This is a genomic window from Rhodococcus sp. 15-2388-1-1a (assembly GCF_002259145.1).
GTDB lineage: Bacteria > Actinomycetota > Actinomycetes > Mycobacteriales > Mycobacteriaceae > Rhodococcoides.
On the sequence record NZ_NPFP01000002.1, the window covers coordinates 68,274 to 90,359 of the forward strand.

General features: G+C 64.6%; 24 protein-coding genes. 9 read left to right on the plus strand and 15 right to left on the minus strand.

Annotated features, from left to right (window positions below):
• Positions 1-24: 24 nt before the first annotated feature.
• The 4 genes from CH302_RS01460 to CH302_RS01475 all read right to left on the minus strand — a co-directional run bounded on the left by CH302_RS01460 (position 25) and on the right by CH302_RS01475 (position 4,488).
• Positions 25-1,569 carry a S1C family serine protease gene (locus tag CH302_RS01460; RefSeq protein ID WP_082323714.1) on the minus strand — a complete coding sequence of 515 codons (1,545 nt, stop codon included), beginning with the start codon at positions 1,567-1,569 and terminating at the stop codon, positions 25-27.
• Positions 1,570-1,670: 101 nt separating this feature from the next.
• Complete coding sequence (locus tag CH302_RS01465) at positions 1,671-3,122, minus strand: HAMP domain-containing sensor histidine kinase (RefSeq protein ID WP_037191956.1); 1,452 nt, start codon at positions 3,120-3,122, stop codon at positions 1,671-1,673.
• Positions 3,122-3,808, minus strand: a complete 687-nt coding sequence (locus tag CH302_RS01470) for a response regulator transcription factor (RefSeq protein ID WP_032395747.1) — start codon at positions 3,806-3,808, stop codon at positions 3,122-3,124. Before CH302_RS01470 ends, CH302_RS01465 begins: the two co-directional genes overlap by 1 nt.
• A gap of 65 nt (positions 3,809-3,873) precedes the next feature.
• The gene (locus tag CH302_RS01475; RefSeq protein WP_037191954.1) at positions 3,874-4,488 is read right to left on the minus strand and encodes a trimeric intracellular cation channel family protein; all 615 of its coding nucleotides are present in this window, start codon (positions 4,486-4,488) and stop codon (positions 3,874-3,876) included.
• A gap of 31 nt (positions 4,489-4,519) precedes the next feature.
• On the opposite strand from CH302_RS01475, the gene CH302_RS01480 reads away from it, so the two are divergent.
• Both CH302_RS01480 and CH302_RS01485 read left to right on the plus strand, forming a co-directional pair.
• Positions 4,520-4,891: a PASTA domain-containing protein gene (locus tag CH302_RS01480; RefSeq protein WP_037191952.1), complete on the plus strand. Its 372-nt coding sequence runs from the start codon at positions 4,520-4,522 to the stop codon at positions 4,889-4,891.
• 112 nt (positions 4,892-5,003) lie between these two features.
• On the plus strand, positions 5,004-6,020 hold the full coding sequence (locus tag CH302_RS01485) for a magnesium and cobalt transport protein CorA (RefSeq protein ID WP_037192223.1): 1,017 nt from the start codon (positions 5,004-5,006) through the stop codon (positions 6,018-6,020).
• A gap of 17 nt (positions 6,021-6,037) precedes the next feature.
• Here CH302_RS01485 and CH302_RS01490 read toward each other — a convergent pair whose 3' ends face one another.
• From CH302_RS01490 to mrf, 6 genes are all read right to left on the minus strand, one after another.
• The gene (locus tag CH302_RS01490) at positions 6,038-7,756 is read right to left on the minus strand and encodes a metallophosphoesterase family protein (RefSeq protein ID WP_037191949.1); all 1,719 of its coding nucleotides are present in this window, start codon (positions 7,754-7,756) and stop codon (positions 6,038-6,040) included.
• A gap of 163 nt (positions 7,757-7,919) precedes the next feature.
• A complete protein-coding gene (locus tag CH302_RS01495) occupies positions 7,920-9,101 on the minus strand; it encodes an RtcB family protein (RefSeq protein ID WP_037192221.1) in 1,182 nt (393 codons plus the stop codon).
• A gap of 320 nt (positions 9,102-9,421) precedes the next feature.
• Positions 9,422-10,483 (minus strand): VIT1/CCC1 transporter family protein, encoded by a 1,062-nt coding sequence (locus CH302_RS01500; protein ID WP_037191946.1) that lies wholly within the window; start codon positions 10,481-10,483, stop codon positions 9,422-9,424.
• 25 nt (positions 10,484-10,508) lie between these two features.
• A complete protein-coding gene (gene rpmF, locus CH302_RS01505) occupies positions 10,509-10,676 on the minus strand; it encodes a 50S ribosomal protein L32 (RefSeq protein WP_032388658.1) in 168 nt (55 codons plus the stop codon).
• A 3-nt stretch (positions 10,677-10,679) separates the two neighbouring features.
• Complete coding sequence (locus tag CH302_RS01510) at positions 10,680-10,940, minus strand: type B 50S ribosomal protein L31 (protein WP_037191944.1); 261 nt, start codon at positions 10,938-10,940, stop codon at positions 10,680-10,682.
• Positions 10,937-12,169 carry a ribosome hibernation factor-recruiting GTPase MRF gene (gene mrf / locus CH302_RS01515; protein WP_037192218.1) on the minus strand — a complete coding sequence of 411 codons (1,233 nt, stop codon included), beginning with the start codon at positions 12,167-12,169 and terminating at the stop codon, positions 10,937-10,939. The genes CH302_RS01510 and mrf overlap by 4 nt, the downstream gene beginning before the upstream one ends.
• Positions 12,170-12,307: 138 nt before the next feature.
• On the opposite strand from mrf, the gene rpmB reads away from it, so the two are divergent.
• The 7 genes from rpmB to CH302_RS01550 all read left to right on the plus strand — a co-directional run bounded on the left by rpmB (position 12,308) and on the right by CH302_RS01550 (position 15,410).
• Positions 12,308-12,544: a 50S ribosomal protein L28 gene (rpmB, locus tag CH302_RS01520; RefSeq protein ID WP_032404320.1), complete on the plus strand. Its 237-nt coding sequence runs from the start codon at positions 12,308-12,310 to the stop codon at positions 12,542-12,544.
• A complete protein-coding gene (rpmG, locus tag CH302_RS01525) occupies positions 12,541-12,711 on the plus strand; it encodes a 50S ribosomal protein L33 (protein ID WP_170944568.1) in 171 nt (56 codons plus the stop codon). The genes rpmB and rpmG overlap by 4 nt, the downstream gene beginning before the upstream one ends.
• Positions 12,712-12,713: 2 nt before the next feature.
• A complete protein-coding gene (gene rpsN, locus CH302_RS01530) occupies positions 12,714-13,019 on the plus strand; it encodes a 30S ribosomal protein S14 (RefSeq protein WP_037191942.1) in 306 nt (101 codons plus the stop codon).
• A gap of 14 nt (positions 13,020-13,033) precedes the next feature.
• Positions 13,034-13,288, plus strand: coding sequence for a 30S ribosomal protein S18 (gene rpsR, locus CH302_RS01535; RefSeq protein ID WP_008719028.1), 255 nt, complete (start codon positions 13,034-13,036; stop codon positions 13,286-13,288).
• An 86-nt stretch (positions 13,289-13,374) separates the two neighbouring features.
• A complete protein-coding gene (locus tag CH302_RS01540) occupies positions 13,375-14,301 on the plus strand; it encodes an AEC family transporter (protein ID WP_037191940.1) in 927 nt (308 codons plus the stop codon).
• Positions 14,302-14,347: 46 nt separating this feature from the next.
• Positions 14,348-14,812, plus strand: coding sequence for a hypothetical protein (locus tag CH302_RS01545; protein ID WP_037191938.1), 465 nt, complete (start codon positions 14,348-14,350; stop codon positions 14,810-14,812).
• Between the two features lie 25 nt (positions 14,813-14,837).
• The gene (locus CH302_RS01550) at positions 14,838-15,410 is read left to right on the plus strand and encodes a DUF1707 SHOCT-like domain-containing protein (RefSeq protein WP_037191936.1); all 573 of its coding nucleotides are present in this window, start codon (positions 14,838-14,840) and stop codon (positions 15,408-15,410) included.
• Between the two features lies 1 nt (position 15,411).
• On the opposite strand, the gene CH302_RS01555 is transcribed toward CH302_RS01550, so the two are convergent.
• The 5 genes from CH302_RS01555 to purN form a co-directional block, all read right to left on the minus strand.
• A complete protein-coding gene (locus tag CH302_RS01555) occupies positions 15,412-17,358 on the minus strand; it encodes a vWA domain-containing protein (RefSeq protein WP_037191934.1) in 1,947 nt (648 codons plus the stop codon).
• Positions 17,358-18,743, minus strand: a complete 1,386-nt coding sequence (locus CH302_RS01560; protein ID WP_037191931.1) for a sigma 54-interacting transcriptional regulator — start codon at positions 18,741-18,743, stop codon at positions 17,358-17,360. The genes CH302_RS01555 and CH302_RS01560 overlap by 1 nt, the downstream gene beginning before the upstream one ends.
• A gap of 116 nt (positions 18,744-18,859) precedes the next feature.
• The gene (locus tag CH302_RS29880) at positions 18,860-19,588 is read right to left on the minus strand and encodes an endonuclease domain-containing protein (protein WP_230596304.1); all 729 of its coding nucleotides are present in this window, start codon (positions 19,586-19,588) and stop codon (positions 18,860-18,862) included.
• Positions 19,589-19,879: 291 nt separating this feature from the next.
• On the minus strand, positions 19,880-21,436 hold the full coding sequence (purH, locus tag CH302_RS01570) for a bifunctional phosphoribosylaminoimidazolecarboxamide formyltransferase/IMP cyclohydrolase (RefSeq protein ID WP_037191926.1): 1,557 nt from the start codon (positions 21,434-21,436) through the stop codon (positions 19,880-19,882).
• Positions 21,433-22,047 carry a phosphoribosylglycinamide formyltransferase gene (purN, locus tag CH302_RS01575; RefSeq protein WP_037191924.1) on the minus strand — a complete coding sequence of 205 codons (615 nt, stop codon included), beginning with the start codon at positions 22,045-22,047 and terminating at the stop codon, positions 21,433-21,435. The genes purH and purN overlap by 4 nt, the downstream gene beginning before the upstream one ends.
• Positions 22,048-22,086: the final 39 nt, after the last annotated feature.

The following is a 22,086-nucleotide window of genomic DNA, read 5'->3' on the forward strand; positions in this document are numbered from 1 at the left end:
CGTGCCTGCCCGCTTCCCGCAACATCAGCGACCGCCCGGGAACGACGGGACCTGGAACGGCAGTTGCTGTTCCTGCTGTTGCGTCTGAGTCTGCTGCTGGGCCGCAGCAGGCTCGGCGGTACCGAGCGTCACAGTCGCCGTCTTCTCGCTGCCGCCGTCGGTGTAGGTGACGGTGACGGAATCTCCCGGAGCGTGCGAGCGCACTGCTGCGATCAACGCGTCACCGCTCGAGACGATGCGATCGTCGAGCTTGGTGATCACCGCGCCCTTGGGGATGCCTGCCGATGCCGCCGGGCCTCCCTCGGTGACCTCGACGACGGTTGCGCCGTTGGCGTCGTCCTGCGACGGCACCTGCACCCCGATCATGGCCTGGGTGGCCTTGCCGGTGGTGGTCAGCTCGTCGGCGATGCGTTTCGCCTGATCCACCGGGATGGCGAACCCGAGCCCGATCGATCCGCTCTGGGCTCCGGATCCCTCGCTGCCGCCGAGGGTGGCGATCGCGGTGTTGATTCCGATCAGCTGTCCGTCGGTGTTGACGAGCGCACCTCCGGAGTTGCCCGGGTTGATCGCAGCGTCGGTCTGGATGGCGTCGATCACCGAGTTCTGATTGCCGGACTCGCCCGACGTGGAGACCGGCCGGTTGAGCGAGGACACGATGCCGGTGGTGACGGTGCCCGCCAGGCCGAGCGGGGAGCCGATCGCGACAACCTGCTGACCCACTTCGAGGTTCGACGACGACCCGAGTTCGATCGGCGTGAGGTTCGTCTTGCCCTCGGCCTTGATGACGGCCATGTCCGAGACCGAGTCGGCACCGACGATCGTCGCGTCGGCGACCGAGCCGTCGGCGAATGCGACGGTGAGTTTGCCGTTGGCACCCGCGCCCGTCGCGACGTGGTTGTTGGTGAGGATCAAGCCGTCGCTGCTGAGAATGACGCCCGAGCCCTCACCTTCCTCCTGCGAACCCTTCACCTGAATCTGCACGACGCTCGGCAGCACCTTGTTCGCCACCGCCTGAACCGAGCCGTCGGGAAAGTTGGCGGCAGGCTGCGCAGCGGTGACCGTGGAGTTCAACGAGTTGGTCACTCCTCCACCGTTGCCGTTGGCGTTGTTGGTGGCGATGGCACCGACTGCGCCGCCGATTCCGCCACCGACCAGAACGAGTGCGATGGCACCGGCCACCAGCGCCGAACGACCCGGGCGGGTCTTGACCGCACCCGGAACAGAGTTCGATTGCGGCGCAACGTGTTGCGGCTGGGCGTGGGTGTGCTGGGCGGTCTGCGGGTCGCCCTGCTGACCGTACGGCCCGTAGCCGGGCTGATACGGCCCCTGCCCGTAGCCGGCGTACTGCTGCGGGTACCCCTGCTGCGGCGGCTGCGCCCCTGCGTTGTGGGGTGGAGTCTGCTGGGACGGGAACTGCTGCGTCGGGTGCTGGTGAGTGGAATCCTGCTGAGGCGGATGCTGCTGGGCCGAGTAGTTCTGTTCGTCGCCGCGCGAAGCCCGGTCCGACGGATGCTGCTCGCCGCCGGCACCCTGTCCGGTCTGTTCGGATTCGTTACGGTCGTCGCTCATCGTTGCTGCTTCCTTCAGTAGAGACCTCGTCGTAGAGGTCCGCCCGCCTTCTTGCTACTCACTGTGCAGGGCGGTACTGAGAGAGCGCTGAGATCCGGCTATCAGTTTGCCGAGAGTGTCCCGGGATCGGCAGCACCTTCGCCGGGCAACACGATTCGTATCAGCGCGCCGCCCCGCTCGGACACCTCGACCCCGATGGTCCCGCCGTGCTTGACGACCACCTGTCGCACGATGGCAAGTCCCAGACCGGATCCGGGCATCGAACGCGACGCCGTCGAGCGATAGAAGCGCTCGAACACCAGCTCGCGATCCTCCTCGGGAATACCGGGCCCAGCGTCGTCCACCGTCAGCTCCAGCAGACCATCGCCGATCTGCCGCATCGCGATTCGAACCTCACCACCGCTCGGACTCCATTTGGCCGCGTTGTCGAGCACATTCAGCACGGCCCGCGAGAGTCCCGCTTGATCGCCGTAGACGAACCACGGCATCAACGTCGCATCGAAGTCGATTTCGTTGCGACGGCGGCGTGCTCGCTCGAGACTGCGTTCGACTGCGTCGGCCAGGTCGACTCGCTCGAACACCGTCTCCGGTGCATCCTCTCGCGCGAGATCGACCAAATCGCCCACCAGAGTGGACAATTCCTGGATCTGCGCCACCACGTCGGTCCGCAGCTCGGCCATGTCCTCGTCCGGGATGGACGGCGCTCCGGGGCGTCCCGCCGCGATCAGCAACTCCATGTTGGTCCGCAGCGAGGTCAACGGGGTCCGAAGTTCGTGGCCCGCATCGGCGACCAATCTGCTCTGCCTGCCACGAGATTCGGCCAGTGCGCGGAGCATGGTGTTGAAACTCTCGGTCAGACGTGCCAATTCGTCGTCACCGGTCACCGGGATCGGCGTCAGGTCATCGGTGCGTGCCACCCGTTCCGCTGCTGCCGTCAGTCGGGCGATCGGGCGTAAACCGGTGCGTCCCACGGCCATACCTGCTCCGGCCGCCAGTAGCACTCCGCAGGCACCGACAATCAACAGCACCCACGCCAGACGGTCGAGCACTTCCCCGGTCGGCAGCAGCCTCTGTGCGACGACGAGGGTGCTGCCGTCCTCGGTGCGCAGTGCGAGCACCCGCTGATCGTCGAGCGTGCGCAGCGACGATTCCTGTTCCCCTCTCACGACAGCGAGTTCGGCATCGCCGATCGGCACCTTGGGCCCGGGAGGGTTGTAGCTGGACATGTCCGGATAGATCAGCGCCACGCTCACATCGGTGCTGTACAGCGTGGCTCCGGCCACGAAGCGTGGGTCATAGGACACCAGACTGGACTCAGCCAAAGCCGAGGCACGAGAACGCAATTGAGTGTCCACATCGCCGTACAGTGCTCGCGAGACCACCGTGTACGCGGCAATGGCCATGACCGCCACCGCAATTGCGACCACGGAGGCCGCGAGCAACGTCACCCGCCACCGCAGCGACACCGACCGGGTCAGGGGCATCGGTGGTCGCATCGCCGTCGGCGAGGAGCCGACACCGTCGGCCGACTTGCGCCCGAACGACGCGACCATCACGGGGGCGTCTCGCGCAGGACGTACCCCACACCGCGAACGGTGTGGATCAGCCGCGACTCCCCCTCCGCCTCGGTCTTGCGCCGCAGGTACCCGACGTACACCTCGAGCGCGTTGCCCGACGTCGGGAAGTCGTAACCCCAGACCTCCTCGAGGATGCGACTTCTGGTGAGCACTCGGCGCGGATTGGTCATCAGCATCTCGAGCAACGAGAATTCGGTCCGGGTGAGGCTGATCGAGCGTTCGGCGCGCGAGACCTCACGGGTGACCGGGTCCAACGACAGGTCCGCGAACGTCATGGTCTCCGAGTCGATGCCCGCTTCCATCGCGGTACGACGAAGCAACGCGCGCAAGCGAGCCAGCAGCTCCTCGAGCGCGAACGGCTTGGGCAGATAATCGTCGGCACCGGCATCGAGGCCGGCGACGCGCTCGGACACCGAGTCCCGTGCCGTCAACACCAGAATCGGCAGGTCGTCACCGACACTGCGCAATCGACGACACACTTCGAGGCCGTCGAGGCGAGGCATCATCACGTCGAGAACCAGGGCGTCGGGACGCGCCGCAGCCACCTGCTCGAGCGCGTCGAGACCGTCGACCGCCAGGTCCACGGTGTACCCGTTGAACGTCAGCGACCTGCGCAGCGACTCACGCACCGCTCGATCGTCGTCGACCACCAATATCCGCATCCGTACAGTTTGTCCTGGTCGACTGAGATATGTCTGAGAGGGGTACCTACTCCACCTGCGGCAGGCTAATGCGTCGGCAGATTGCGGGCCAGCGGCAGATTCCATTTCCGCCACAGCGCGAGCAGACGCAACCCCGTCGCGAGCACTGTTCCGACCACCAGACCCACGTTCTCCGGCAGCGTCAGAGAATCGGCCAACACGACGGCCGTCGCACCGAGCAACGCGGGGAGGGCATACAGGTCCCGGTGCAGCAGCAGAGGGACCTCATTGACCAGCACGTCCCGAATAACACCGCCGGCCACCGCCGTCGTCGTTCCGATCAGAGCTCCCGCCAACGCGCTACCACCGGAAGCCAGAGCGATCGTCGCACCGGTCGAGGCGAACAGTCCCATCCCGAACGCGTCGAGCACCAGCACTCCGCGTCGCACCTTGCCCATCTGTCGGTGCGCAACGAACACGACCAGCGAGGCGAGAAAGCCGACGGTGAGGTTCGGCCACGTGTCCAGAGACGTCGGCGGGTGGATGCCGAGCAGCAGATCACGAATGATGCCGCCGCCGATGCCCGTCGTGATTCCGACGACGCACACCCCGAACAGATCCAGCCGGCGGTGCACTCCGACCAACGCGCCCGAGGCCGCGAAGACCGCGATACCGATGAGTCCGAGCACGTCGAGAAGCATCGGATCAGCATGTCACGGGACTGACAGGGGTTTGACAGCAACATCCGACCTCTGCCACAGCATCGGCGAGCAACCTCGAGACATCACCGATCACGACACCGAGGAGCACATCATGCGCAGTGGATTCAAGAAGTCGATCGCAGCCGTCGCAGCTGCCGCCGCACTCACGCTGGGCGGTGGAGCCGTCGCCAACGCGTCGACCACCGACAACCTGATCAAGATCCCGGATGTGTACGACATGACAGCGACCGCAGCCGAACAGACCCTGGAGGATCTGGGATTCACGACCGTCAACATCAAGGGATCCGACACCGACGGAACCGCAATCGGAACCAATTACCAGAAGGGCGTCGAGGTCGACAAGAACGCCGCAATTCTCGTGATCACCGGGACCGTTCGCTAGCTCGGCCCCACGGCCCCGTCGTCGTCGACGGCGGCTGGGCTGTCGGCGTTGTCGTCACAGGCGATAGTCTCGGTGCGCAGCAGAATTTCGCAGAACCGAGGTGAACGAACAAGTGCCGATCATCGACAATGCCGTCTACGTCGACGGGAAACGTACTGCCAATCCCGAGAGCCTCGATATCACCTTCGAGGTCATGCGTGAGCGGCACGGAATGGCGTGGATCGGGCTGTACCGACCTGAGGTCGCCGAAATCATGGCTGTGGCAGACGAGTTCGGTCTGCACCGCCTCGCCGTCGAGGATGCCATCGCAGCCCACCAGCGGCCGAAGCTGGAACGGTATTCCGAGCAGTTGTTCGTCGTTCTCCGACCCGCTCGATACGTCGACGAGACCGAAAAGGTCGAATTCGGCGAGCTGCACATCTTTCTCGGTCCGGACTTCGTCGTCACCATCCGCCATGCCGAATCTCCCGACCTGGCGATGGTGCGAAAGCGCCTCGAAGGATCTCCCGAACTGATCGAACTCGGTCCCGAGGCGATTCTCTACGGCATCCTCGATCAAGTGGTCGACGAGTACGTCCCGGTGGTGACCGGACTGCAGAACGACATCGACGAGATCGAGGATCAGCTGTTCACCGGCGACCCGTCGGTCTCGCGTCGTATCTATTCGCTTCTGCGTGAAGTGTCCGAATTCGACCGTGCTGCAAAGCCACTCGTCGAGATGATCGAATCGCTCAAGCGAGGGTCGGACAAGTACAACGTCGACGTGGAATTGCAGCGATACCTGCGCGACGTGCACGATCACGCGATCCGCGTCTCCGACCGCATCGAGTCCTTCCGGGCCAACCTGCAGAATGCGTTGACCGTGCACTCGACCATCGTCGCGCAGCAGCAGAACGAGGAGATGCGCAACATGACCGAGGCCAGCCTGGAGCAGAACGAACAGGTCAAGCGCATCTCGTCATGGGGCGCAATTCTTTTCGCACCCTCCCTGATCGCCGCCATCTACGGCATGAACTTCGACGACATGCCGGAATTGAAGTGGCAACTGGGCTATCCGATGGCACTGATCGCCATGTTGATCTGCTCGACTGCACTGTTCGTGGTGTTCAAGCGTCAGAAGTGGTTGTAGTGCGCTCCGCACAGTGACTAGGACGAACCGAACCTCGGACCGATCGGGATGTCGCGGGTGAAGGTCAACCTGTCGAACTCGTTGCCGTATTCGTCGATGGCGCCGATCGTCATTCTGCTGGCGGTGATGCCCGGAATGCCCGGCACCACATCGACTCTGACGAACGAGTAGTTCAAAAATCGCACCCTCGACCAGGTGATGGACTCGGCCGACTTGGTGCCGTCCGGTGCCCACACGTAGCTGTTGGGAACTGCCGTGTCGGGCAACTCGTTGCCGCGGTAGCTCACGCCCTCGCCGTCCTGGAACGTGTATCGCGGACGACCACCACCGCCGACGGTGTAATACACGGTGCCGTCGGTCTTTCCGCTGACCGTGGCGTTGTCACCGGCGACCCGCGTCGCGCGATTGCCACGGATCGGATCGGTGCGCTCGAAGACGTGATTGTGGGCCTGGAGCACCACGTCCACCTCGTAACGGTCGAACAGCGCAACCCATGCGTCGCGCACGCCGCCGTCGCTCGCGTGGGTGGACGTGGTCGAATACGCACAGTGGTGGAAGAAGCAGACGATGAAGTCGATGTTCGGATCGGCACGGTACCTCGCCAATGTCTGCTCCACCCAGGTGTTCTGGGCTCCACCGCTGTACCCGGTATTGGCCTTGATCTCGTAGCTGACGTCGTTCGCGTCGAGCGAGAGAACGGCCGTGTTGCCGTAGACGAACGAATACGCCGACGGGCAGCCCTTCGGCCCGTTGCTCGGCTGATCGAGACGCGCCGCATGGCCGCCGTATCCGTTGGGGCTGTACAGCGCTTCCATGTCGTGGTTGCCGGTGGCGAACAACCACGGCGCGGTCGATGCGCTGGCTTCGATCGCCTGAAAATAGCCGTCCCAGACGAACGGGTTGAACTTGTCGAACCCCTTCGGCGGCGTCTGGCCGTGCTTGGCGAACTGCGGCGGCAGACCGGCACCGGACGGGTCGGCGTACGCGATATCACCGGCGAGGATGTGGAAGTCCGGGTGCGAGGCCTCGATCTGCCGATTGATGTTGCGCGCATGCTTGACCGACGGTTCGTTGTCCGCTTTGTAGTACTGGTCGTCGTAGTCGCCGGCGACCAGACCTGCTGGCTGCGAGGGGGTTTCGTCGACACCCTGATCGCCCATCATCGTGAACCGAAACGGTGCGATGCGGCCGGACGGTAGCGCCGGAGACGCGCTGCGGATATCGCTCACGAAGCCGTCGGCGGTGCGCCAGCGGTAGTAGTGCGGCAACTTCGGCGTCAGATTGTCCACGGGCACATGCACGTAGTACTGCTCCGCCGACAGAATTCCGCCGTCGGTCTGCGGTACCTGACTGATCAGGTTGCGTACCTCGGCCGACGTCGTCGCACCGAGAGCAGGCGTGGGGCCGTGGTCGAGAAAGACGCCGGTCAGCCCGGGGTTCCGAGAGAGCTGAGCCGAGAACCGCAGCTGCGTCGCCGGATCGTTTCCGAATCCCATGTGCCTACCGGCCACCGCCAGCGGCGCGTCCTGCGCATAGGCGGTGCGCGCGAACACCGAATTCCCGACGCCTACCGCGGCTGCCGTCGCGGCGGCTCCCACGAGGAAGTTTCGACGACTGACCGGGTGCCGCCGCAGAAACGAACGATGCCAATCATGCTGCTCGGCCATGGTCATGTTCTCGGCGAGCGTGCCCGGGATTCCGGTCGCGACGGTCTCGCCTGCGGGATTGAGCGTCATCAGTCGATCGTGGCGGTGACGCCCGCTCTATCCGTTAACCAAGCGAAGCAGTTGAGTGAACAGCACGAGAACACCGATGCACAACGGGACGAACGCGGACAATCCCGTCGTGCACGGAATTTCGTCGCCCACTACGAAATTCCACGCACGACGGGAGGTGAACTCAGGTCCCCTTGACGTTGAGGATCTGCCGCAACTCGTGCTCGATGCTCACCAGGTCTCGTGCGTCCTCCATCACGACATCGATCGGCTTGTAGGCGTCCGGAATCTCGTCGATGAAGTCTGCACTGTCGCGAAACTCGATCCCCTTCATCCGCTCCTGCAGGTTCTCGTGGGTGAACCGCTTCCTGGCCTCGGTCCGAGAGAACTGCCGACCGGCACCGTGAGGAGCCGAGCACAGGCCGGCCTTGGAACCCTTGCCGACGACCACGTACGAGCGCGTTCCCATCGAGCCCGGAATGATCGCCTTGACACCCTCGTGTGCGTCCACTGCACCTTTACGGGTGAGCCACACGTCCTTGTGCGCGTGCGTTTCCTTCACCGTGTAGTTGTGATGGCAATTGATCCGCTCGACCTCGCGATGATCGTCGGTTCCCATCCACTCGGCGAACACCGCACCGAACCGGTCCATCATCTCGGCACGGTTCAGGTACGCGAACCGCTGCGCCCACTTCAGGTCTCGGATGTACTTCCCGAATTCGGGTGAGCTCTCGGGCAGGTACGCCAAGTCCTTGTTGGGCAACGCGATCCACCACTGCGCACACAGACGCTGTGCGACCGCGATGTGCTTCTTGGCGATCTTGTTTCCCACGCCCCTCGATCCACTGTGCAGAAACAGCCACACTCGATCGGTTTCGTCGAGGCACAACTCGATGAAGTGGTTGCCGCCGCCCAACGAACCGAGCTGCTCACGCCACTGCGGTGAGTGGTTCAGCTCGACACCGTCCTTGGCCGCCAACTCCTCGAGTTCGATTAGCTTCGGTGCGGTGAAGTCCCACCGGTCGACGCCGACGTTGTAGTTGCCCGGCGACAGCGGGATGCTTGCCTCGATGGCGAGTCGCAGGTTCGTCAGATTACGGCCGTCGACGTCGTCGAGGGTGAATTCCGTTCGGACGCCGATCATTCCGCAACCGATATCGACACCGACGGCGGCCGGAATGACTGCGCCCAGCGTGGGAATTACTGTTCCTACTGCGCTTCCCATCCCGCTGTGAGCGTCGGGCATCAGGGCGACGTGCGGATGCACGAACGGCATCGACGCTGTTTCACGGGCCTGCTCGAGAGTCTTGTCCTCGAGCTGTGACGCCCAATTGAGCAAACGCAAGCCCACCTTGTTCGGGGGCATGATGTTCCTTCCTGCCCCCTTGCACAAGAGGGCGCTATTCGATGGGGCGATTCACGAGCGGAGCTTGTTTGCCGCAGAGAGCGGCGCATCGCTCCGGTGAATACGCGCGCAGCACAAGGCCCACACCGGCTCTCGAGTCGAGAGCGGCACCAGACAGAACGGTTCCGCGCATGATGAGAACCCTATCGATCGATGCATCGTCCACGCGAGCGAATTTCTCGGAAGATCGGGGATGGGACCGAATGCACAGAGGTGGGCGGTGAGGACGGGATTCCGGCAATGAGGCCCGATAGCGTGCAATCTCGCCCACCAGCCGGAACCTAGACTCCCCCACCGAATGCGAGTCCGAGTAGATATGTCGCCCCGGCCGCGCCGTAGCCGATGGCCAGCTGTCGCAGAGCACGTTTGACCGGCGGTCCACCGCTGAGCAGTCCCACCACCAGTCCGGTGCAGATCAAGGCGATTCCGACGAGGACTGCCGCAACGATGAGCGCAACGAAGCCTTCGAGGCCGAAGAGATAGGGCAACACCGGGATGACAGCGCCGGAGGCGAAGAAACAGAAGCTGGCACCGGCCGCGCCCAGTCCGGTTCCGATGGACTCGTGCTCGTCCACGTCGGGGGCCATCTCGTCGTCGGTGGGCAACAGCCGCAACACTTCCGACGCTTTGGCGTCGGCCTCCTCGTGTGTCATTCCCCGGGCCCGGTACACCAGCGCCAGTTCGTTGGCGTCGACGTCCAGGTGCTGGACGGCATCGCTTGCCGCGCTGTCCGGGGACGACGCCTCGAGCAACTCGCGTTGTGAACGAACGGAGACGTATTCGCCTGCACCCATGGACAGCGCGCCGGCGAGCAGGCCCGCGAGTCCGGTGACCAGGACGATCTGATTGGACACCCCGGAGCCGCTGATGCCCAGAACGAGAGCAAGGTTGCTCACCAGTCCGTCGTTGGCACCGAACACCGCGGCCCGGAACGTTCCGGACAGTCGATTGCGACCGCGAGCCGCCAGCGCCCTGATGACCTCGGCGTGGATCTGTTCGTCGGCCGTCATCGCTTCGGTGGCATCGTCGTCGGTGGCGTACGGCGAACGGGTCTCGGCTCGTTGGGCCAACGCGAGTACGAACACCGAACCGAAGCGACGTGCCAACACCCCGAGGATGCGGGTGCGGATGTCACCCTTGAGCGGCATCCCGACGCGGTCACCCAGCAGATTTCGCCAATGCTGCTCGTGTCGGCCCTCCGCATCGGCGAGGGCGAGCAGAATCTCGCGCTCCTCGCCGCTGCGTCGGCCTGCCAGATCGCGATAGACGGCGGCCTCGGCTCGCTCGTCGGCGAGGTACTGCCGCCACCGCTTCACATCTCGCGCACTGGGCCCATCGTTCATGAAGTGAAGATAGACCCGTCGGCGATCAGCTCGGGTCGTACACCCCGGTCTGCACTGCTTTGACCAATCTCCGTGGCACTCGGAACTCGCGCCCCTGGAAACGAACGGTCACCAGATCAGGAGCAACGGCTTTCCACTGCGCACGACGGCTCCGAGTGTTGGAGCGCGACATCTTTCTCTTCGGAACAGCCATGGTTCAGGAGTCCTTTCGGCTTCGGCGGCCGTATCGTTTCTCGAACTTCTCGACGCGTCCCTGGGTGTCCATCACGCGGGCGGCTCCGGTCCAGAAGGGGTGCGATTCGGACGAGACGTCGACGACGACCAGTGGGTAGGTGTTGCCGTCGTCCCATTCGGTCTCGCGCGCGGATGTGACGGTGGATCTGGTGAGGAACTTGTTGCCGGTACTCGAGTCCTGGAACACGACCGGGTGGTAGTCGGGGTGGATGCCTGGTTTCATTCTTGTGCCTCTCGTGCTTGTTCTGCGTACGGGGATTCACTGCTCTCGCAGGGGTCTTCGTGCCACTGGCCGAACGGGTCGGTCCAGGTGGACCACAGAGCGGGGTCGGTCATCTCCTCGTCGGATACCAACGCCCACTGCAGAGTTCGGTCGATCTCGGTAGGGTCGGCCTCGTGGACGAGGACCACCAGGGAGGTGTCTCGATCACCGAACTGCTCGTCCCATCGCAGTGCCGCCATCGCACGTCGGGTGGTATCGATGCGCTCCTGCTGCACCGGAGTCATTGCAGCAAGCCACTTTCCGGCGCTGGCAACACGAAGGCCGCCGCCGGCCGATTCGATCCACAGCGCTTCGTCGGGCTGCGTGGCGACCCACGCCCGCCCCCGCGCGGTGACGACGCCGTCGAGCAGTACGTCGATCGCCTCGTGCAACCGCTCGGGATGGAACGGCCGGGTTGCGGTGAATTCGACCAGCGTGACCCCGCAGTCGACGCTCAACGGCGGCTGGCCTCGCAGCAACGGCGAGTGTGCGTCGGTGATCGCACCGCGTCGCGCATCGGTCGGCACGGACGCGAGAAGCGCTGGGGCGTCGACCAGTGCATCCTGGGAGACCCAGACGACGGGAGCGTTCGGCGCCAACCTCGCCAGCACCGCCGCGAGCCTTGCCCGCTCCCACGCGTCGACGTCGGGACCGGCGGTGACGACGAGCGCGTCCGCGTAATCGACCTGCCCGACCACCAATTGCGCGACGGTTCGATCGTCGTCACCACTGGCGACGATGCCGCGGTCGGCCATGGCGTCGTCGCCGGTGGCGTCGGCCAACCAGGTTGCGGCATCGAGGCAGTCGATCACTGCCTCGATGCGGACGTCACGAGAGGCCGGGCCGTCGATCTGCCCGACGATGCCGGCCACGACGACGTTCTCGACGGCCCAGCACAACGCCTCGGGTTCGAGAGCGGGGTCCATGGCGAGCACGATGCGATCGACGTTGCTGCGGGCGGACAGCGCACGTAGCAGCGGCAGCAGGTCCTCGCGGAGCGTGCAGGAGACACAGCCGTGCGCCAGTTCCAGGATGGTCTCGCGGGGATTCTCGCCCAGCACACGGAGCGTGCGACGCACGACTCCTTCGGCGACGCGACTCAGATCGTGGCGAACCGCGACGGTCCCCGGCGCGAGCAGAGATGTCACGACCGCATCCATGGCTCCGGTCCAGCCGGAGACGAGGACCATCGGGGTTCGATCGTCCGGTGAGTAGTTCACGGGCACCCTTCTTTTCGACAACGATTGTCATTACTTGTGGATGCACGCTACATTCGAGAACACGCTTTGTCGAAAACGATTGTCATAACGGCAAGAAAAGGAGTGATCGTGTCAGCGCACTGCCAAGTCACCGGCCGCACCCCCGGATTCGGAAAATCGGTCTCGCACTCCCACGTGCGAACCAGCCGAAGATGGGATCCCAACATCCAGCGCAAGACGTACTACGCCCCGAGCCTCGGCCGCCGCGTCACTCTCACGCTCTCGGCCAAGGGCATCAAAACCATCGACCGCGACGGCATCGACGCCGTGGTGGCCAAGATCCGCGCACGTGGGGAGAAGATCTGATGGGCAAGAGCACCGACGTCCGTCCGATCGTCAAACTGAAGTCGACGGCCGGCACCGGATACACCTACGTCACCCGCAAGAACCGCCGCAACGATCCCGACCGACTGGTGATGAAGAAGTACGACCCGGTCGTGCGCAAGCACGTCGATTTCCGAGAGGAGCGATAACCGTGGCGAAGAAGTCGAAGATCGCGAAGAACGAGCAGCGCAAGATCGTCGTCGCCCGGTGGTCGTCGCGTCGAGCAGAGCTCAAAGAGACAATCCGTAGGCCCTCGAGCAGCGATTCCGAGCGCGCACAGGCCCAAGCAGCACTGCAGCGTCTGCCACGCGATTCGAGTCCGGTACGATTGCGCAATCGTGACGCTGCGGATGGACGTCCGCGCGGTTACCTACGGAAATTCGGGCTGTCCCGCGTGAAAATGCGCGAGATGGCACACCGTGGGGAGCTGCCAGGCGTCCACAAGTCGAGCTGGTAAGGGAAAAGGTAGAGATGGCAGTCAAGAGAGCACCGTCGAAGAAGGTCCGCGCAGAGGCGGGTCGTCGACCGAAGAAGAACCCGTTGAACGCCGCCAAGGTGACCACGGTGGACTACAAGGACATCAACCTCCTTCGTCAGTTCATCTCGGACCGCGGCAAGATCCGCAGCCGTCGGGTCACCGGGCTCACCCCGCAGCAGCAGCGCCAGGTCGCTGTCGCAGTGAAGAACGCTCGTGAAATGGCGTTGCTGCCGTTCACCAGCCGCTGATCCAGACTTTTCGTTTAGAGAGGCCACGTAGCCATCGGCTACGTGGCCTCTCTGTCGTTCCTGATCCAGAGATGAGCAGTCCGTAGATGTCCGGGGTCCTCGAGGGCTTCACCGTCATCTTCGTCGTCATCGCACTGGGATACCTGCTCGCCCATCTGAAGGTGCTCGGCGATCACGGCCAGTTCGTACTGAGCAGGCTCGTGTTCTTCGTCGCGACGCCTGCCTTGCTGTTCGTCACGTTGGCCAACTCGGATCTGTCGGTCATCCTCTCGCCCACGCTGGCCGTGGCCGGTGCCACCGCCTTGCTCGTCGGTGCCATCTATTTCGTCATCGCCAAGCTCGCGCTGAAACGAACCGTGCCCGACGCGACCATCGGCGCACTCGCCAGTTCGTACGTCAATGCCGCCAATCTGGGCATCCCGATCGCCGTGTTCGTACTCGGCGACGCGAACTTCGTCGCTCCTCTACTGCTGTTCCAGATCATGATCTACACCCCGATCGCGGTGACCATCCTCGACGTGTCGACCGAGATCGAGAAGGTCTCTCTCTTCAAGACCGTCACCACGCCGTTCCGCAACCCGATCGTGGTGGCCGGAGCGGCAGGGCTCGTTCTCTCGATCACGGGGTTCGAGCTGCCCGAGGCGTTGATGCAGCCGTTCCAGCTGGTCGGAAATGCGTCGGTCCCCGGCGCATTGCTCGCATTCGGCCTGTCCCTCTACGGTGCCCGGGTACTGCAGAAGGGCATCAGTCCGCGTCGCGACGTAGCCCTGGCAACGGTGTTCAAGATGGCGCTTCAGCCGGTGCTCGGCTACCTGATGGCTCGGTTCGTCTTCGGTCTGGACGGGCACGATCTGTTCGCCATCGTCGTGATCTCGGCGCTGCCGACGGCGCAGAACGTGTTCGTTTTCGCCAGCCGCTACCAGCGCGGGGTGGTACTCGCCCGAGACACCGCCTTCGTGACCACGCTCGTCTCGATCCCCGTCATAGCGCTCGTGACGGTCTTCCTCGCATGAGCCGAACACAAAGGTTCTCCTCAGCTCCCAGCGCTACGTTGGATTCATGAGGTTTCTCGCTGCAGGTGTCATGTTGTGCCTGCTGCTGGTCGGCTGCAGCACCGCCTCCGGTGGCGACGAGGACACAACCCCGACAGTCGGTTCCACCACCCCTGTGGGGCTCGCCCAGCAACCCAGCGCCCCTCCGGTTCCGCACGAGGTGCCCGTCGGCGACGTCGGCACGATGTTCGAGCCGACCGCCGATCTACTCCGCGCCACCACCACTCCGTTCGAGTCGTGGAGCCAGATCTCCCCCAATACCATCGCGGTCCACTTCGTCACCGGCACTCCCGAGTGCTACGGAGCCGACGCGTCGGTCACCGAGACCGACACCACGGTCACCATCGAACTGCGTACCGGAACCCGGCCCGACGCCGCCGACAAGTCCTGCATCATGGTTGCCGTCTACGCCACCATGCAGATGACTCTCGCTTCACCACTGGGGAGCCGCACCATCCTGAATGCGGCCTGACCCCGGCACCGGTAGTGTCCGGGCAGTGAGCGATCATCTGCCCGACCGAGATCGAAGCCAGGTTCGCGCCGCCGACGCGGACAGGACCCTCGTCGCGCAGCTGCTGAGCGACGCCTTCGCGAACGGCCAACTCACCGTCGATGAATACGACGAGCGCACCGCTGCGGTGTACCGGGCGAAGACCTACGGCGAACTCGACCTGTTGACCGGCGACCTGGTGCTGTCCCCTCCCCCTGCACATGCACCGTCCGGTGGCCCCACGAACGACCGCGTGATCGCGATCATGAGTGGTGCCGTGCGCAAAGGCGAATGGACCCCCGCCACGCGCATCGACGCGTTCGCATTCTGGGGTGGCATCGAACTCGACCTACGCCGCGCAACGTTCACCACCGAGGAAACCACCATCAACTGCGTCGCCATCATGGGCGGCATCGAGGTCACCGTGCCGCCCGGTGTGAGCGTCGAAGTCCGCGGCATGGGCATCATGGGCGGATTCGAGCACGTCAGCGCGACGCACCCCGGCGCGCCCCGCGTGATCATCACCGGTTTCGCCTTCTGGGGCGGAGTATCGGTGGAGATCAAGCCCGCCGACAAGTGATTCAGGATCGCCGACGCTTCAGGTAGTCGGTCACCACCGCGGCACCGAGTCCGTCGAGATCGGGCGCGATGACGCGTCCGCCCACGCGCTCGGCCATCTTGTCGACAACCCGCGCGAGGCCCGGATCGTCGCCGAGCCGGAAGATCGTCACCTGCGCACCGAGTTTCGCGACGGTATCGAGCTCGCGCACCGTCAGCCCCAACGTCTTCGACGACGGCGGGTAGTCGAAATACGCGTGACCGTCCGGTTCCAGATGAGCCGTCGGCTCACCGTCGGTCACGATCAACACCACCGGCTGCGCATTGGGATGACGCCGCAGATGCCGCACTGCAAGCATCAGCGCGTGATGCAGATTGGTGCCCTGGTCGTAGGCACCGTCCAAGCCGGCCAGCTCCGACGCCGTCAATGTCTGTGCGTGCCTGCCGAATCCGATGAGTTGCAGATCGTCCCCGCGAAAACGAGTGCTCACCAGGTGATTGAGAGCCAGCGCTGTGCGCTTCATGGGCACCCACCGGCCGTCCATCACCATCGAGAACGACGTGTCGACAAGCAGGGCCACGGCAGCCTGCGTTCGCGTCTCGGTCTCGCTGATCTCCACATCGGTCACCTGCAGCTGCACCGGGAAGCCCGATCCTGTTGCTGCTGAGCGCAGTACCGCATTGTTGACCGTGCGGGTCACGTCCCACGGCTCGGTGTCACCGAACTCCCAGGCCCGCGACGCTCCGGTGGGCTCCCCCATCGCGCCTGCCTTGCGCGTGTCTCGCTCGCCGCCGCGTCGGGACAGCTTTCCCGCGACGTCCTTCAGTGCCGACTGCCCCAGCTGCCGCATCGCCTTCGGCGACAGTCGCCACTGACCGTCGGCACCCTTGTCCATGAAACCCTGCTGCTGCAGCGCCTTTTCGAGCTCGGCGAGCATCCTGGCGTCGGCCGCGGCCTCGGGCCCGAGTTGCTTCAGCAACGCGTCGGCGTCGATGTCGTCCAGCGCAGCTCCGTTGTACTGCTGTGAGAGTTGGTTTCCCAGGTTCTCGAGGTCGGCGATGTCCTGGAGCGCACCGGTGCCGTCGCCGAGTCCCATACCGTTCTCGCCGCGGAAGTTCTGCGAGCCGTCCCAGTCCTCGCCGGGCCGGGCCTGCTGGAGATTCTGATCGAGCTGATCCAGCTGACTCAGCAGGTTCGAATCGCCGAAGGCCTGCTGCGCCAACGCATCGAGCTCCGCCCGCTGTTCGGGACTCAGCGAATTGCGAAGCCGTTGCGCCGCTGCCGCTCGCTGCGCAAGCGAATCCAACAACTCGTCGACATTCTTCGGGTTCTCCGGGAAGTGCTGACCGTGCTTGTCCATGAACTGCTCGAACTGCTCGTCGGTGTCCTCACCCTTGTTGTGGGCGTCGAGCAATTCGTTGAGGTCCTTCAGCATCTCGCTGATGGCCTGACGGTCCTCGTCGGTGGCACCTTCGAGGGCCTGCTTCATACCCGCAAAACGCTGATCGAGCATTTCGCGTCCGAGCAGGTCCTTGATCTTCTCGTAGTTCTCGCGTGCCTCCGACGAACGCCAGTCGTAGTCCGAAAGCTCCTGCACCGCTTGCGCAGTGGACGGTGAGAGATCGCCGATCTGCATCTCCTGGAACCGCGCATCGTCGTCGAGGGCACGTGCCAACGCCTTGCGTTCCTCGAGCACCGCCTTGTCCAGCAGCTCGCGCACTTCCTGCAGCGTGCCGTCGAGATTGTTCTTCTTCAACAGATCTCGACGACGCTTGGCGGCCTGAGCGGCCAGGTCGTCGAGCCCACGCATGTTCTTCGTTCCGCGCCGCAGCATCTCCTGCAACGCCCGACGCGGCGACGCGCCCTCGAGCACGTCCTCACCGATGGCATCCAACGCCTCACGCAGATCCACCGGTGGCGCAAGAGGATCCGGCCCGTCGTGATACCGCCCGTACCTTGAACGACGCATCAGCTGTACACCGTCTGGCCGTCGTCGTCGGGGTCCTTGGAGATCCGACGCGCCAGGTAGAGACCTTCGAGCGCAAGTTCGACGGCGGCCGCTTTCTCGCCGTCCGAGGTGGCGTTCAGACGCTCGTGGATGTCGCCGATGACCTCGACGTCGGGCAGCTCGTCGAGCAACGCCTTGGCGGTGATCCGATCGCCGGTGACGATCGGCTCACCCGTCTCGATTGCTGTCACCAGAGCCGCGAGGTTGATGCCGCCGAGGTGGGCTCGAACGGTATCGGCAGTCGCCCGGCGCAACATGTGCTCGAGCACCTCGATTTCGCGTCCCTCCTCACCCGACTCGAATTCGACCTTGCCGCGCAGCACCTCGATGATGGTGCCGAGATCCACCGGCCGGGCCACGGGCTCGGCCTCACCGAGTATCGCGGCCCGGTGAACGGCTGCGGCAGCGATGGTTTCGGCTGCTGCGATCGCAAATCGAGCGGAAACACCGGAGCGCTGATCGACCGACGGCGACTCGCGAAGCAGTCGGGTGAACCGGGCCAGCACCTCGAGCAGATAGGTGGGGACGGTTGCCTGCAGCTCCGCCTCCTGATCGATGACGGCCACCTCGGCGTCGAGTTCGAGGGGGTAGTGCGTCCTGATCTCCGCGCCGAAACGGTCCTTGAGCGGGGTGATGATGCGCCCGCGATTGGTGTAGTCCTCGGGGTTCGCGCTCGCCACGAGCATGACGTCGAGCGGTAGCCGCAGCGTGTAACCGCGGACCTGAATGTCGCGCTCCTCCATGACGTTGAGCAGCGAGACCTGGATCCGCTCGGCGAGGTCGGGGAGCTCGTTGATCGCCACGATGCCGCGGTGGCTACGCGGGACGAGTCCGAAGTGAATGGTCTCCGGGTCGCCGAGGCTGCGACCCTCGGCGACCTTGACGGGGTCGACGTCGCCGACGAGGTCCGCCACCGACGTATCTGGGGTCGCGAGCTTCTCGGCATACCGCTCGGTGCGATGTCGCCACTCGACGGGCAGGTCGTCGCCGAGTTCCTGGGCTTTGCGGATGCTGGCCGGGGTGATCGGCTCGTACGGGTGCTCGCCCAGTTCGGCTCCGGCGATCACCGGCACCCACTCGTCGAGCAGCAGATTCAGGGTGCGCAGCAGTCGCGTCTTGCCCTGCCCGCGCTCGCCGAGCAGCACCACGTCGTGACCGGCCAGAATCGCGCGCTCGAACTGCGGCAACACCGTCGAGCCGAATCCGACGATCCCCGGCCACGGATCCGTGCCGTCACGCAATGCCGTCAGAAGATTTTCCCGCAACTCTTCCTTGATCGACCGCTGCCGATGTCCGGATGCCTTGAGTTCGCCGAGAGTCGAAATGCCAGGTTTGGTAGAGGTCACTTCTCCACGCTACGAGCGTTTGGCCGATGCTGCCATCGAGAGTGAAAGAGCGCTGCCGCCGAGTTCGCACCTACGCCACTTGAACAGGACAAATCGCCCGCGTAAGTGCGACCTCGCTACACCGGGGCACCCGCGGCGCGGAGCTTTGCCCGCACGCGTGCCACCACCTCGTGCGGTCGCAGCCGCATCTGCTCGGAATTGACGCGGACGATCTGCCACTCGGCACGATCGAGATCCTCGAACCGCTCGATGTCACGGGTCCGCTGACGCTCGTCGAGCCAGTGGTGAACGCCTTCGTATTCCACCCCCACCCGCCAACGACGCCACCCCATGTCGATGCGTGCCACGAATCTGTTCGAACTGTCACGAATTTCGATTTGAGTCTCGGGCTTCGGGAGCCCCGCCTCGACCAGAAGCAATCTGGTGCGCGTCTCTTGTGGCGACTCTGCACCGCAGTCGACGACATCGAGCGCACCGAACAGGCGCCGGATGCCTCGGGTGCCCGGTCGCTGCAGCGCATACGCACGTATGGCTTCCCCGTCGACGCAGGTTGCGGCGAGTAGTGAGTCGAGAAAGACCACCGACAGCGGCGACGGCACCCAGCGACCGATATCGAATCCGGTGCGCACGGGTGTGGACACCGCGAATCCCTGAGCGATCATGACGTCGTCGGTATCGAACGCGTCGTGGTGGATTCGGAGCCCGGGCAACTGGTGCGATCTCCCGGTCGCCAACACACTCGGAGGAGTGCTCGGGTCGATCCACTTCGCGCCGTGGACTGCCGCCGCGGAGACCCCTGCAATCACGGCACCATCGCCGACGCAGATCGATGCGGCGATAGCCATTGTTCGCGCATCGACAATGGTCCCGTCGCAGACATACGTGTCGCGAAAGACCCTGACGTAGTTGCGGCTCAGCTCGTACCTGCTGAGAGCGCCCGAGCGTATCGCCTGAGAACCCCGAAACGGCCCGATCTGCATCCCCATGGCTTCAACCTTGGCAGGGTCGCCACCAGGGAAAGGGCCTGCTCAGCGATCTGTGGATAACTTTTTGCCTATCCACAGATCGCCGAGTTCGCAGTTATGCGGCCATAAATGGGGTATGGGCCTGCATAACTGCGACTTCGGCGTCATTCATCAGTGAGCGAAGTGCCGCGATCCTGTCAGATACAGCGTCACTCCCGCGTCCTGAGCTGCGGCGATCACCTCGTTGTCGCGTACCGAACCACCGGGCTGCACAACGGCTTTGACGCCTGCGCTCATGAGAACCTGCAGACCGTCGGGGAACGGGAAGAACGCATCGGAGGACGCGACCGAGCCGACGACCCGATCCCCGGCTCGCTGCACGGCGAGGTGGGCGGCGTCGACGCGGTTGACCTGGCCCATTCCGACGCCGACGGACGCACCGTCGTGGGCCAGCAGGATTGCGTTGGACTTTACGGCCCGGCCTGCGCGCCAAGCGAATTCGAGGTCCTTCAACGTCTGTTCGTCGGCCGGTTCGCCGGCTGCGAGGGTCCAGTTGGCCGGGTTGTCTCCGTCCGCGTCGAGCACGTCCCGTTGCTGCAGCAGTGCGCCGCCGGAGATCGGCTTGAGTTCGACGCCGGAGGTGGGCGGTGCGACCGCGAGCAGCACGCGAATGTTCTTCTTGCGCTGCAACACTCCGAGTGCGCCGTCGGCATAGGACGGCGCGATGATGACCTCGGTGAAGATCTCGGCTACCTGCTCGGCCATCTCGACGGTGACCTCACGGTTGGCCGCGATGACGCCGCCGTACGCGCTCACCGGATCGCAGGCGTGGGCCTTGCGGTGCGCCTCGGCGATGTCCTTGCCTACCGCGATGCCACAGGGATTGGCGTGCTTGATGATGGCGACGGTGGGCTCGGCGTGATCGAACGCCGCACGCCAGGCTGCATCGGAATCGGTGAAGTTGTTGTACGACATCTCTTTACCGTGCAACTGCTCGGCCTGCGCGATGCCTGCGGCAGCGGACGAGTCGACGTACAGGGCCGCCTTCTGGTGCGGGTTCTCGCCGTAGCGGAGCACGGCCGAACGGTCCCAGGTGCCGCCGATCCACTCCGGGAACACCGTCTCGGTGTCAGGGGTCAGCACATTGCTCATCCACGATGCCACCGCGACGTCGTAGGCGGCAGTGTGCTGAAAGGCCTGTGCGGCGAGTGACGTGCGCTCGGCGAGGGTGAATCCGCCACCGGAGACGGCGGTGAGCACGTCCTCGTAGCGGGCCGGGTCGACGACGACGGCCACCGACGGATGGTTCTTGGCCGCGGCGCGCACCATCGACGGTCCGCCGATGTCGATCTGCTCGACGCATTCGTCCGGCGTCGCGCCACTGGCGACGGTCTCGGTGAACGGGTAGAGGTTGACCACGACGAGCTCGAACGCCTCGATGCCCAATTCCTCGAGCTGCGAAAGATGTTCGGGCTTACGGGTGTCGGCGAGTACGCCGGCATGCACGCGAGGATGCAGCGTCTTGACGCGCCCCTCGAGGGTCTCGGGGAATCCGGTGAGGTCCTCGACCTTGGTGACCGGGATTCCGGCGTCGGCGATCTTGCTCGCCGTCGATCCGGTGGACACCAGAGCGACGCCTGCGCTGTGCAAGCCGGTCGCCAGTTCGATCAGTCCGGTCTTGTCGTAGACGCTGACCAGCGCGCGGCGCACTGCTTTACGTTCACTCATCGGATTATCTGAGCCTTTCGTCCATCGGAGGTGACACCTTTGGCGGCCACGGCTGCGATCACGTCGACCAGCAACCGTCGCTCCACAGTCTTGATGCGTTCGTGCAACGCGGATTCGTCGTCGCCGTCGAGAACCGGTACGGCTTCCTGCGCGAGGATCGGCCCGGTGTCGACGCCGGAATCGACCAGATGAACCGTCGAACCGGTCAGTTTGACGCCGTGGTCGAGTGCGTCCCGCACGGCATGTGCACCGGGGAACGACGGCAGGAGCGCGGGGTGGGTGTTGACGATGCGTCCGGTGAAGGCACCCAGGAACTGCGGGCCGAGGATCTTCATGAAACCGGCGGTGACGACCAGGTCGGGCTCGAAGCTCGACGTGGCATCGGTGAGCGCCTGGTCCCAACCCGATCGATCCGTGAAGTCCCGCAGGGCGATACGAAAGTGCGGGATAGCGGCATCGTCGGCACGGCAGACTGCATCGCAGTCGCGGTCGACTCCCACGGCGACGATGCGGGCGGGATAGTTCTCGGTGGCAGTCGCGGCTATGAGCGACTGCAGCAGCGAGCCGGTCCCCGACGCGAGGACGACGACCCGCGCGGGTGTCTCACGCAAGGCAGTCAGCGCACTACTCCTGAATCATCGAGGCGGATC